Origin of the sequence: Labrenzia sp. 5N, from assembly GCF_012395805.1 — a bacterium.
Taxonomy (GTDB): domain Bacteria; phylum Pseudomonadota; class Alphaproteobacteria; order Rhizobiales; family Stappiaceae; genus Roseibium; species Roseibium algicola.
The window spans coordinates 1-11,617 of sequence record NZ_JAAZTM010000013.1; the positions used below are offsets into that span (position 1 = coordinate 1).

Here is an 11,617-nt window from a genome sequence, read left to right on the forward strand (position 1 = left end):
TGACCCCCACCCCTAACCCCTCCCCACAAGGGGGAGGGGGACTAATGCTTTACCGCGCCACTATGTAGGTGCGCTGAAACCCGCTATCCCTTTTCAGGTATTCGGGCAGACAAGTGAGATCTTTTCAATCTGCACGGACTGACCCCCTCCCCGTTGTGGGGAGGGGTAGGGGTGGGGGTATTCATCGACTGAAGCTTGGGATACCAACCCCACTTAATCCCTGTCTCTTATCCCGGCAGATCTAATGCTGATGCCCGGCGTGGCTGTGCCGGGTTGCATTGATGGATTCGACCTGGGCCTCCATCTCGATATGGCCGAAATCGAATTCGATCTCGATTTCGAACTCCTCTCCTTCCCGGAAAGGGCGGGTAAGGCCGCCGAGGCGCAGGGCCAGGGCGTTGGGAGCAAGGACGAGGGACTTGCCCGGTTGGATCGGAACGGGCGGCAGGGGATCGTAGCCGGTTTCACCGTCCTTCAGGGCAAAGCCGACCAGTTCGACCTTCGAGGCGATCTCGGTGTGACCGCCAACCAGCTTTACCTGCCGTCCGGAGGTGTTCTCGATGTTGACGAAAAGCAGCGCGGAGTTGGCCGAAGTCTCGCGGATCCAGGCGTGGACAGCACGCACGCCTTCAGACGCGCCTTCGTGGCTGCCTTCATCCTCATCGTGATGATGTTCGGCTTCGTCATGCGTTTCGTGTGCTTCTGCATCGCCATGCCCTGTTTCGGAGGCAGTATGTGTGCCGGACGCCAAAGCAGAGTGAGGCAGGCAGAACAGCAGTAGCAACAGGACGGCAAGGGCGCGCATATCGGGAAGATCCTTCGGGCTTCAGGTCAGGCGCGCAAATCAGTAATGATATTACGTGACATTGCCATGAAGGCGGGCAGAAGCGCGAGCAGCACCGTCAGACTGACGAAACCGGCGATGAGGTGAAACTCCGGCCAGTCGAGCGTTGCCATCACCAGAATGTCCGTTCGGGCGGTGACGATTGAGGAGATGACATCGACCGCGATCCAGCCGACGCCCAGCCCGACGGCCGAGCCCAGGACAATCAGGGTGGCGGCATAGGACCAGACCACGGCAAAGACGAAGCGTCCCGGTGCCCCAAGGGCCCGCAGGAGTGCCAGACGCCTGGAGAACAACCGGGCAAGGGCTATCAGCCCCGTCAGGACACCGGCAGTCACAAGCACCTGGGTCAGCACCGCCATCACCGACATGATCTGACGGATGTCACCCATGAGTGCATGAAGTTGTGCAAGCACCGCGCCGGGAAAGAACGCCATGGTGTCGTCGCGGGTAAACTCGGACCGCAGGGCGTAATTCGCCCAGAGCTCATTGGCATGAACGAGTATCGCCGGTGTTCCCGGGAAATAATCGGCGTCAAACGGCGGGCCGATCTGTGTCTGTCGTTCCGGGCCATGGCCATTGGTCAGCCCGTGCACTTCCCAGACGCTTTCCACCGGAACGAGAATGGCCTTGTCCCATGGGCTGCCGGTGGGCGGCATCCTGCCGACGATGGTGAGCGCGTGGCCGGCGTGGGCATCTTCTTCCGCGCTGTCACCAATGCCGTGCGCGGGTTCGAATGTCTCGCCAAGCTTCAGGTCGACCCGCGAGCCGGCAACCGCTTCCCCGCTGCCGGCAAAGAGCTTGCCTTCGGCGAGGTTTCCGGCCAGATGCGTGACGAACTGCGGCGTGGTGCCGACAACAGGTGACGACAGGTAGCTGTCGCCGAAGGCAATCGGGGCGGCAAGGTCGACGTCGTCATGGGTGGCAATCTCGTTGTAGATCTCGCCTCCCAGAAGCGGCACGTCGCTTGGTTGCAGATAGACGGCGGCAAACATCATGGTGATTTCGCTGCCGGGGGCTGCGACGATCAGATCGAACTTTTCCGCTGCCCGTGCCGTTCCCTTTCTGAGGCCGCGTTCCTGGGCTATCAGGCCAACGCCGATGCCGATGGAAATGGCGATCAGGAAAACGAAGGTCAGATTGGTCCAGCGGAAGCGCCAGAGCAGTGCTCCGACCAGCGCCTGTGGCCGGAAGCCCCAGATCACGATCAGGCCGGTTATCACGGCGGGTAACAGCAGCAGCACGAGCCACAGAGCGTCCTGGGCAAGCGGCGAAAGGTCCTGCCAGCGGTCTGCGAAAAAGTCAGGCACCGGCGGTCTCCGTCTGCAGATGGCCGTCCGTCACTTCGACGACCCTATCCATCCGGTCCAGCAGATGCTGGTCGTGGCTGACGGCGATCAGCGTCTTGTTCCGCGCGCGGGTCAGGCTGATCAGGTCTTCGATCAGGGCATCGGCGGTCTTGCGGTCGAGGCTTGCCGTCGGTTCGTCCGCGAGAATGATCTCGGGATCGTGGGCCAGCGCGCGGGCAATCGCAGTGCGTTGGCGTTCACCTCCGGAAAAACTGTCTACGGTCCGCGCTTCTGCCGGCACCTTGAGGCTCTTGAGAAAATCCCGTGCGGTGTTGGTGATCGACCGGCGTTTTTCAGCCGGGTTGAACGCCGTTGCAAGGGAGGCGTTGCCAAGGGCGCTCAGTTCCTCAAACAGCAGGAAGTCCTGGAAGATCAGCCCGACATGGCTGCGGCGGAACGCGGCGCGGGCGGCGTCGTTCAGCTGCACCAGATCGGTTGCACCCCAATGGATATGACCTGTCATGGCCGGGTGCAGTCCGGCGAGCGCGTAGAGAAAGGTCGATTTCCCGGCACCTGACGGGCCACGCAGGCCGATAGTTGCGCCTGGTGTTGCATCAAAGTGATCGCAGGACAGCAGCACCCGGCCACCGGGTGTCCTGACGCGGAGATCGTCGACTTGAAGAGCAAGATTCATGAGAAGCTGTCAGCTGCGTTCATAGACAGCATCGACCAGTCTTGCCCGGCTGACGAACCCGGTCTCTGGATCCTTGAAGGTTCCCAGTTCCAGAACGCCCCGTGTCACGATCTTGCTGTTGAAGGCGACCACGTCGACAATGCGCTTGGTGTAGATGGCGAGAATGTCCCGCGGCCATTCCGCCTCGGTTTCACAGAACGGGCAAACTGCCATCGGAATCTTGGTGAGCACGAAGAACTGGCTGTCGGCCTTCAGGGGTGGGGCCATGTAGCCACCGACCGATACCCTGGTGCCTTCCAGTGAATGGGCGAGGTCGGAAAAGCTCCGGTCCTTGTTGTAAAGCGTGCGCAACTTGAGGGGGGCGTCCGCCGCACAGGCGGTGTTCGGCAGCAGATTCCCGGCAAACGGAGCGAGGCCGAGCCCGACGATAAGCTGTCTGCGGTTCATGACATCCCTGGTTCTGGCCAATTCATGCTCCTAACTTATCCGGCTAATATGACAAACAGGCAAAGGCCTGCCGGGCGGCAGGCCTTCAGGATCCCTGGCAGGTATTCGACCAGGGATCCCGCTGAGCGCTTGTTGGACGCTGACTGAAGGCTTATTGGGCGTTCACAGCGTGGTTCATGACGTGGAAGATCACGTTCTGCTCGATGGTGCCATCGACCAGATGAGCCCACGGGCCCTTTGCGTAGACAGCAACATCTTCACCCGAATGGGTTTCGGAGGACTTGGGGATCAACGCCTGCTGGACGTAGTCCAGATCGGTGGCGGTTTCCTGGTCCAGGTCCGGGCGCGAGCCGGTGTAGTCGTTTTCGCCTTCGCCCTTCTTCAGAACCGAACCGGAGCCGTTCAGGTAACCGATCACGGTGTACGGCTTGCCGTCGTCCGCGGTCAGAACCTTGTCGGAATGCTTGATGCCCACCTGGGCAACGTCGTAGCAAAGGCCGAGGATGGCCGAGCCGCGGCCGCAATAGCCGTTGAAGGCGATGGCATGTTCGTGGTCGGCGGTGACGATGATGAGCGTGTCTTCATCGTTGGTCAGCTCGTCAGCCATGGCAACGGCTTCTGCAAAGGCGACACCGTCGCGCATGGCGCGGGCTGCATTGCCGTCATGGTTGGCGTGGTCGACGCGGCCGGCTTCGATTTCCAGGTAGTAGCCGCCTTCGTTCTTGGACAGATATTCGATGGCTGCTTTGGTCATGTCGGCCAGGGACGGCTCGTCATTGTCGGCGCGGTCGGCCTCATATTCCATGTGGCTGTTGTTGAACAGGGCCAGCACTGGGCTGGAGCCGTCAAGCTTCAGCGACTGGAAACCGGCGGTGTCGGATGCGAACTGAGCGCCCAGCCCGGTTGCACGCTCAACCAGGTCGACATTGTCTTCGCGGCGGCCTTTCAGCCCACCCATTTCCTTGTCCTTCGGCAGGAAGTAACGGCCACCGCCGCCCATTGCGAAATCGACGGTGCCGGCTTCCATGGCGTCGATCAGCTGGGTCGCGATGTCCTTCTGTGCGGTGCAGCCTTCCGGCACCGCGTCTTCCCAGTTGCGGTTCGCTGTTTTGGCGTAGACGGCAGCCGGAGTTGCGTGGGTCAGGCGGGCGGTGGAAACCACGCCGACGGACTTGCCGGCTTCGGTCATCATTTCGGAGAACAGGGCAAGCTGGTTGCCTTCGACGGTGGAGCAATCGTCATGGATGGCTTCTTCGCCGAGGTTGATCAGGTTGAAGCGCTGCTTCACGCCTGTGTTCATCGAGCCGGCGGTCGGAGCGGAGTCCGGCGTCTGGGCGTTGATGTTGTAGGTCTTGACCAGGGCGCTGTAGAACTCCGGAGTTTCGTACGGGAGAACGTTTTCCTCGCCCAGCATGCCTTTCTGCTGACCGTCGAAAAGGCGCGTGGCGTAGTTGGTGCCGACACCGTTGCCATCAGCGATCAGCAGGATCACGTTCTTGGCGCGGTTGGTGTTCGGCTGACGGTCCAAAATGGCCTGAATGGCGGCTTCGCCATCCTTGTACCACTGGCTGGAGGCTTGCGGCAGGGCGTCCTGAGCAAAGACGACGGAGCCGGTAAGGGCCAGCGCCAGCGAAGTGCAAACGATCGTTTTCATGATATCTCCCGGAGGTGAGGGTGCATCCCGGGAGCTACTTAAAAACGCTGCATGACATCTGATTGACAGTTGGATGACGAAACAGATTTGTTATTTTATTACATAACTTCGACGATTGAATTCAACTCTTCTACTTTTGCGCCGTCTTGTCTCTTCTTCGGTAGCGTCTTGTCATCGAGCCGCAGGGTTGTTCCCTGGCCGGGTAATCGGCCTGGCAGCCTTGTGAAAAGCCCGGGCAATTACAGATAGAAAAATGGAGTCCTGAAATCTGAGGACGCTGTCGCGTCCTGTGTTCCTGGGCTGCCCGCTATCCCCTATTGTCACATCATTTTCATATGAGCGTCGAATAAGGTTCATATGAAAATGTTTTAACGGGCTTCGAAGTCAGGCTTTTTCGAGTCAACATGATGCCTTTGGAGCAACTGGCCTTCTGCATCAGCAGGAGGAGAGGGGACGATGGCGGATCAGAAGAACATGCTTGGGCAAATAGACATTTCAAAGCGTCAGGCCGAAATCGCGGATCTGGTACAAAAGGCAGGATTTGCGTCCGTCGAGGAACTGGCGGACCGGTTCGAGGTGACCACGCAGACAATTCGCAGGGACGTCAACGGTCTATGCGAACTGGGGATCCTGCGCCGGACCCACGGCGGCGTCGAGCCTCCGGCACCGGCGTCCAACATCCATTATTCCACCCGGCAGATCCTCAATCTTCCGGAAAAACAGCTGATTGCGAAACTGGTGGCCGGCCATGTCGGCAACAACCAGTCGATCGCGTTTTCCATCGGCACCACCCCGGAGATCGTGATGCAGGCCCTGGTTGGGCATGAGAAACTGGCGGTTTTCACGAACAATCTGAACGTGGCCTTCACGGCTTCGGTCAATCCGTCGTTTCAGGTGACTATCACCGGCGGGCGGTTGCGTCATGGCGACCGCGACGTGCTGGGGTCCGCAGCGCAGGCGTTCTTCTCCAACTACAAGGTCGATATCGGCATTTTTGGTGTTGCCGGTGTCGATGAAGACGGCACGCTGCTGGATTTCCATGAGGACGAAGTGGCGGCCCGCCAGTCGATACTCGCCAATTGCCGCCGGTCCTATCTGGTCCTCGATCACAGCAAGTTCGGCCGGAACGCCCATGTGCGCGGCGGTCAACTCAGCGATGTCGATGCGATCTTCACCGATTGCCCGGTGCCGGATGTTTTCCTGGCATCGCTGGAAGGCACGAAAACGGAAGTGTTCGTGGCCGACGACGGGGATGAGGCGTGACATCAGATCCGCATATCCAGGGTGCAAAACCCTCTGGCGCCGGCAAGCCGATCGTCCTTGAAACGGTGTCGCGTACCTGGGGTGAGACGGTGGCCGTCGATGGCCTGTCGATCGATATTCCGGCAGGCTCCTTCACGGCACTTCTGGGTCCGTCCGGCTGTGGCAAGTCAACGACATTGCGCATGATTGCGGGTCTCGAGAATGTCAGCAGCGGACGCATCCTGATCGGCGGAGAGGATGTCACCGGCCGTCCGTCGGCCAAGCGTGACCTTGCCATGGTGTTCCAGTCCTATGCGCTGTTTCCGCATCTGAACGTTGGCGAGAACATCATTTTCGGCCTGAAGGTTCGCCGGGTCGGCAGGGCCGAGCGGGACCGGCGTCTTGCACGGGTTGCCGATCTGCTGGGCCTTGGCCAGTTGCTGGAGCGCAAGCCGGGTCAGCTTTCGGGTGGTCAGCAGCAGCGTGTCGCCCTTGGGCGGGCAATCATCGGCGAAAAGCCGATCTGCCTGATGGATGAGCCGCTGTCCAATCTCGACGCCAAGCTGCGCCATGAAATGCGGGTGGAGATCCGCGCGCTGCAGCAGCAGCTCGGCTTCACGATGGTCTATGTCACGCATGATCAGGTCGAGGCCATCACCATGGCCGATCAGGTGGTGCTTTTGAACGGTGGCCGGCTGGAGCAGGTGGCGAGCCCGCGGGATCTTTACGAAAAACCGGCAACGCCGTTTGCCGCCCGTTTCATCGGTACGCCGCCAATGAACCTCTTTCCGGCCAATGCCTTCAGGAAGCTGTGCACCGCGCCGGACTTCAAGCTCGGCCTGCGCCCGGAGGCAATGCATCTGGAAGACGGCGGCCCGGTCAACGCGTCTGTTCGTGCCGTCGAGTATCTGGGGGCGGATGTGCTGGCCGATTGCGAAGTTGCCGGCACCGGTTTTCAGGTGCGCCTTCCGGCCAGCCGGGCCTTCACGCCCGGCCAATCCGTGCAGCTCGGCTTTTCGCCGGACGATCTTCATGTTTTCGACGCCGATACCGGCCGCCGCCGGGACGATCTCATTTCCGAGTTCGGAGCCTTGTTGCGCTCCTGACCTGCTGCGCACGCCCGCGTAGACCGACCGCAGACCTGCGGATTTTCGAACCTTAGGAAGTAAACTGATGTTGAAGTCCACTTTCCTGAAAGCCGTTGCGGCAACGGCGCTTTCCTTCAGCACCTGGGCCTCCGCTCAGGCTGTTGATTTGCAATTCTATTTTCCGGTCGCCGTTGGCGGCAAGGCTGCTGACACCATCCAGGAACTGACCGACGCCTATGTTGCGCAGAACCCGGACGTTACAATCGACGCCGTTTATGCCGGCTCCTACCAGGACACCGTCGCCAAGGCGATCACCGCTTCGCGCGGCGGCAACCCGCCCCAGCTTTCGGTGATCCTGTCTGCCGACATGTTCACCCTGATCGATGAGGATCTGATCCAGCCCTTCGACGACTATCTGACCAGCGACGAAGACAAGAAATGGGTCGAAGGTTTTTATCCGGCATTCATGGAAAACAGCCAGACCGGCGGCAAGACCTACGGCATTCCGTTCCAGCGCTCCACGCCGGTGCTCTACTGGAACAAGGAAGCCTTCGAAGCGGCCGGGCTTGACCCGGAGGTCGCTCCGGCAACCTGGGACGAAATGGTCGAATTCGGCAAGAAGCTGACGAAGAAAGACAACAACGGCAATGTCACCCAGTGGGGCGTGCGTATTCCGTCTTCCGGTTTCCCGTACTGGCTGTTCCAGGGCCTTGCCATCGAAAACGGCGCGATCCTGGCCAATGCCGACGGCAACAAGACCAACTTCGACGATCCCAAGGTGGTCGAGGCGCTGCAGTATCTTGTCGATCTCAGCACCAAGCACGAAGTGATGGCTCCGGGCATCATCGAGTGGGGCGCAACGCCGAAAGCCTTTTTCGAAGGCCAGACGGCCATGATGTGGACCTCCACCGGCAACCTCACCAACGTTCGTGACAATGCCCCGTTCAAGTTCGGCGTTGCCATGCTGCCGGAAAAGGCACAGCGCGGCGCACCGACCGGCGGTGGCAACTTCTACCTGTTCAAGGGGGCTTCCGACGAACAGAACAAGGCTGCCGTCAAGTTCGTTCAGTGGATCACGGCTCCGGAACAGTCCGCGAAGTGGACCATCGCAACAGGCTACGTCGCTCCACGCGCCGAAACCTGGGAAACCGACACGATGAAAGCCTATGCGGCTGATTTCCCGGCTGTCCTGGTTGCCCGCGACCAGCTGAACTTCGCCAAGGCTGAACTGGCGACCTACCAGAACCAGCGCGTGACCGGCATCTTCAACGATGCGCTTGCTGCTGCCATCACCGGCCAGAAGGATGCCGAAACGGCTCTGAAGGAAGCTCAGGCACAGGCTGACGAGATCCTGAGCGAATACCGCTAACGCCATTCGGGGCGGAGCACCGGGTCCCACTCCGGTGTTCCGTCCCGTTCTCCAGACCTTTCGCCGTCCTAACCGCAATTTGCTTTAGGTCGGGTTTTTCTCCTTATCGGGGCCTAGACCATGAAGCGGGGCATTGCCTTGAAACGCGACTGGATCCACGGCTGGCTGCTGTTGCTGCCGGCAATGGTGTTCCTGTTTGCCTTTACCCACATCCCCGCGGTCACGACGTTCCTGAACAGCTTCTTTTCCACCCCGCGCGGACGCCGCCCGGCCAAGTTCATCGGCCTATCCAATTATGAGCGCATGCTGGATGACCCGGTGTTCTGGAAAGTACTCTGGAACAACGTCTGGTTCGCCTTTGGCACCATTCCGGTCTCCGTTGGTCTGGCGATCGTCATGGCGCTCTGGGTCAACGACAGGCTGGTTGGCCGAAGCTTCGTGCGCATGGCCTATTTCACGCCGACCGTTCTGCCTCTGATCGCCGTCGCCAACATCTGGATGTTTTTCTACACGCCCGGCTTCGGCCTGGTCGACCAGATCACCGGAACCCTGTTTGGCTGGCCTGCCAGCAACTATCTCGGCAACCCGGACACCGCGCTCAACGCCATCATCGTGGTCACCGTCTGGAAGGAAGCCGGCTTCTTCATGATCTTTTATCTTGCGGCGTTGCAGGCAATTCCGGTCACGCTGAAGGAGGCCGCGCAGATCGAAGGCGCCGGGCGCTGGACGATCTTCTGGCGGATCACCTTTCCACTTCTGATGCCGACGACCCTGTTCGTCTGTGTCAACGCGGTCATCAATTCCTTCCGCCTGGTGGACCATATCTTCATTTTGACGGACGGAGGGCCGGACAACGCTTCGGCACTGCTGCTGTTCTACATCTACGAGGTCGCCTTCCGCTTCTGGGAAACCGCCTATGGCGCAACGCTCACCGTCGCTCTTCTGGTGCTTCTGTCGCTGCTTGCCATCGGCCAGTTCTTCTTCTTCGACCGCAAGGTGCATTACAAATGACCGGCGCCGGCTTTTCCTTCGACAGGGTGCTCAACACCTTCGCTGCCTGGGCATTGGCACTGTTGTGGGTGCTGCCGCTGGCCTATGCCATCTGGACCGCTTTTCATCCGGAGGCCTACGAGGCACGGTTCGAGCTTCTTGCACCGCTGACACTCGACAATTTCGTAAAGGCCTGGGATGCGGCGCCCTTCGCCCGTTATTTCCTGAACACCTTCCTGCTGGTGTCGATGATCCTTGCCGGGCAGTTTTTCCTCGGCACGCTAGCCGCCTTTGCCTTCGCCCGGTTCCAGTTTCCCGGGCGCAATGTCCTCTTTACGCTTGTCTTGCTGCAGCTTCTGGTGATGCCGGACATCCTGATGGTGGAAAACTATCAGACCATGCGCATGCTCAATCTGGTGGACACCATCCCCGCCATCGCGCTGCCCTACATCGCGTCCGGCTTTGGCATCTTCCTGCTGCGGCAAACCTTCATGACCATCCCGAAGGAACTGGACGAGGCAGCGCGCATCGAGGGTGCTTCGGTTCTGGGCGTGTTGTGGCGGGTCTATATTCCGCTCGCAAAGCCGACCTATCTTGCCTATGGCCTCGTTTCCGTCAGTCACCACTGGAACAATTTCCTGTGGCCGCTGATCGTGACCAACTCGGTGGACACCCGCCCGGTTACCGTCGGTCTCAGCATCTTCTCGGCCATCGACAGCGGGGTGGAATGGTCGGTCATCAATGCCGCGACGTTGATGACCTCCGGGCCGCTGCTGATCGCCTTTCTGCTGTTCCAGAGGCAGTTTGTCCAAAGCTTCATGCGCGCCGGCATCAAATAAAATTAATCCGAGAAACAGCAGAAACCGGGGATGAATGACCATCGTCCGGACGGCCAAACCGCTTTGGCAACGGGCATAGACCTTTGTGCCACTTTTTAAGGCATGGACTTTTATGCTAATGGATTTAAATCCCGGTTTTCTGCGGGGTTTTCGCCTTAAGTTTTTCTGATCCCCGAGCATCGAGGAGCCCCGCCGTGTCACTCAAATTCCTTGCCATTGGCGAATGTATGGTCGAGATGGCACCAACGGGTGAGGGCACCTATGCCATGGGGTTTGCCGGCGATACGCTCAACACCGCCTGGTATGCGCGCAAATGCCTGCCTGCCGACTGGACCGTCGGCTATTACACTGCGGTTGGCCGCGATCAGGTGTCGGAGCAGATGCTTTCTTTCCTGAAAGAATCCGACCTGGAGACGGCTGCCATCCAGAAGCGGGACGACCGGACCGTCGGCCTCTACATGATCCAGCTGAAGGACGGCGAACGCAGCTTCGCATACTGGCGTTCGCAATCGGCAGCCCGGTGTCTTGCCGCGGACGGGACACATCTTGCATCTGCGCTTAGTGGTGCGGGGTTGATCTATTTCAGCGGGATTACCCTTGCGATCCTTCCATCGGAAGACCGGGTAAAATTTCTGGACGCACTCAGAACCGCGCGAAAAGCCGGTGCCAAAACGGCGTTCGACCCGAACCTGCGTCCGCGTCTTTGGGAAGATGCGGACACCATGCGGGCAAGTGTTACGGAAGCTGCCGGCTGCTGTGATTTCCTGATGCCGTCCTTCGAGGACGAGCTGGCCCATTTCGGTGATGCAACGCCAGACGTCAGCGCCGACCGCTATCTGGCAGCAGGGGCAGGCATGGTCGTGGTCAAGAACGGGCCGGAAGAGGTGATCTGCGCGGATGCCGTTTCCCGGCAGGCTTTCCAGCCAGCGCCGGTTTCCAGCATTGTCGATACGACTGCAGCCGGCGACAGCTTCAATGCCGCGTTTCTGGCGAAGTATCTTTCAGGGGGCGACGTCCCGGCAAGCGTTGATGCCGGTGCACGTCTCGCCGGCAAGGTGATCCAGCACCGTGGTGCCCTCGTTGCCTGCCTCGAAGCTGCCTGAGGGTAAGTGCGTATGATTCGGCTGGTGATTGATTGCTTCAAGAAAAGGCGTTCAACCC

11 protein-coding genes are annotated in these 11,617 nt (G+C 59.9%); 6 read left to right on the plus strand and 5 right to left on the minus strand.

All coding sequences use genetic code 11. The annotated features are described in order from the left end of the window. Nucleotides 1-241 precede the first annotated feature (241 nt). The 5 genes from HEP89_RS12585 to HEP89_RS12605 form a co-directional block, all read right to left on the minus strand. Nucleotides 242-805, minus strand: a complete 564-nt coding sequence (locus HEP89_RS12585; protein ID WP_168692169.1) for a copper chaperone PCu(A)C — start codon at nt 803-805, stop codon at nt 242-244. 26 nt (nt 806-831) lie between these two features. Further along, entirely contained in the window at nt 832-2,154 is a 1,323-nt protein-coding gene (locus HEP89_RS12590; RefSeq protein ID WP_209014650.1) for an ABC transporter permease, read from the minus strand. After that, nucleotides 2,147-2,827, minus strand: coding sequence for an ATP-binding cassette domain-containing protein (locus HEP89_RS12595; protein ID WP_168692170.1), 681 nt, complete (start codon nt 2,825-2,827; stop codon nt 2,147-2,149). Before HEP89_RS12595 ends, HEP89_RS12590 begins: the two co-directional genes overlap by 8 nt. A gap of 9 nt (nt 2,828-2,836) precedes the next feature. Then, entirely contained in the window at nt 2,837-3,295 is a 459-nt protein-coding gene (locus HEP89_RS12600; RefSeq protein ID WP_209014652.1) for a hypothetical protein, read from the minus strand. Between the two features lie 130 nt (nt 3,296-3,425). Further along, nucleotides 3,426-4,928, minus strand: coding sequence for an alkaline phosphatase (locus HEP89_RS12605; RefSeq protein ID WP_168692171.1), 1,503 nt, complete (start codon nt 4,926-4,928; stop codon nt 3,426-3,428). A gap of 456 nt (nt 4,929-5,384) precedes the next feature. On the opposite strand from HEP89_RS12605, the gene HEP89_RS12610 reads away from it, so the two are divergent. The 6 genes from HEP89_RS12610 (at nt 5,385) to HEP89_RS12635 (ending at nt 11,559) form a co-directional block, all read left to right on the plus strand. After that, nucleotides 5,385-6,191, plus strand: coding sequence for a DeoR/GlpR family DNA-binding transcription regulator (locus HEP89_RS12610; RefSeq protein ID WP_023001188.1), 807 nt, complete (start codon nt 5,385-5,387; stop codon nt 6,189-6,191). Beyond that, complete coding sequence (locus HEP89_RS12615; RefSeq protein WP_197923212.1) at nt 6,188-7,276, plus strand: ABC transporter ATP-binding protein; 1,089 nt, start codon at nt 6,188-6,190, stop codon at nt 7,274-7,276. The genes HEP89_RS12610 and HEP89_RS12615 overlap by 4 nt, the downstream gene beginning before the upstream one ends. Before the next feature lie 67 nt (nt 7,277-7,343). Then, on the plus strand, nt 7,344-8,627 hold the full coding sequence (locus HEP89_RS12620) for an ABC transporter substrate-binding protein (RefSeq protein ID WP_168692172.1): 1,284 nt from the start codon (nt 7,344-7,346) through the stop codon (nt 8,625-8,627). Nucleotides 8,628-8,747: 120 nt separating this feature from the next. Beyond that, nucleotides 8,748-9,638 carry a sugar ABC transporter permease gene (locus HEP89_RS12625; RefSeq protein WP_197923213.1) on the plus strand — a complete coding sequence of 297 codons (891 nt, stop codon included), beginning with the start codon at nt 8,748-8,750 and terminating at the stop codon, nt 9,636-9,638. Next, nucleotides 9,635-10,456: a carbohydrate ABC transporter permease gene (locus tag HEP89_RS12630; RefSeq protein ID WP_168692173.1), complete on the plus strand. Its 822-nt coding sequence runs from the start codon at nt 9,635-9,637 to the stop codon at nt 10,454-10,456. Before HEP89_RS12625 ends, HEP89_RS12630 begins: the two co-directional genes overlap by 4 nt. A 194-nt stretch (nt 10,457-10,650) precedes the next feature. Continuing rightward, nucleotides 10,651-11,559, plus strand: a complete 909-nt coding sequence (locus HEP89_RS12635) for a sugar kinase (RefSeq protein WP_168692174.1) — start codon at nt 10,651-10,653, stop codon at nt 11,557-11,559. Nucleotides 11,560-11,617: the final 58 nt, after the last annotated feature.

Coding starts and splice junctions, on each gene's coding strand:
- HEP89_RS12585 (WP_168692169.1), bottom strand. CDS start 805: ATGCGCGCCCTTGCCGTCCTGTTGCTACTGCTGTTCTGCCTGCCTCAC.
- HEP89_RS12595 (WP_168692170.1), bottom strand. CDS start 2,827: ATGAATCTTGCTCTTCAAGTCGACGATCTCCGCGTCAGGACACCCGGT.
- HEP89_RS12605 (WP_168692171.1), bottom strand. CDS start 4,928: ATGAAAACGATCGTTTGCACTTCGCTGGCGCTGGCCCTTACCGGCTCC.
- HEP89_RS12610 (WP_023001188.1), top strand. CDS start 5,385: ATGGCGGATCAGAAGAACATGCTTGGGCAAATAGACATTTCAAAGCGT.
- HEP89_RS12620 (WP_168692172.1), top strand. CDS start 7,344: ATGTTGAAGTCCACTTTCCTGAAAGCCGTTGCGGCAACGGCGCTTTCC.
- HEP89_RS12625 (WP_197923213.1), top strand. CDS start 8,748: ATGAAGCGGGGCATTGCCTTGAAACGCGACTGGATCCACGGCTGGCTG.
- HEP89_RS12630 (WP_168692173.1), top strand. CDS start 9,635: ATGACCGGCGCCGGCTTTTCCTTCGACAGGGTGCTCAACACCTTCGCT.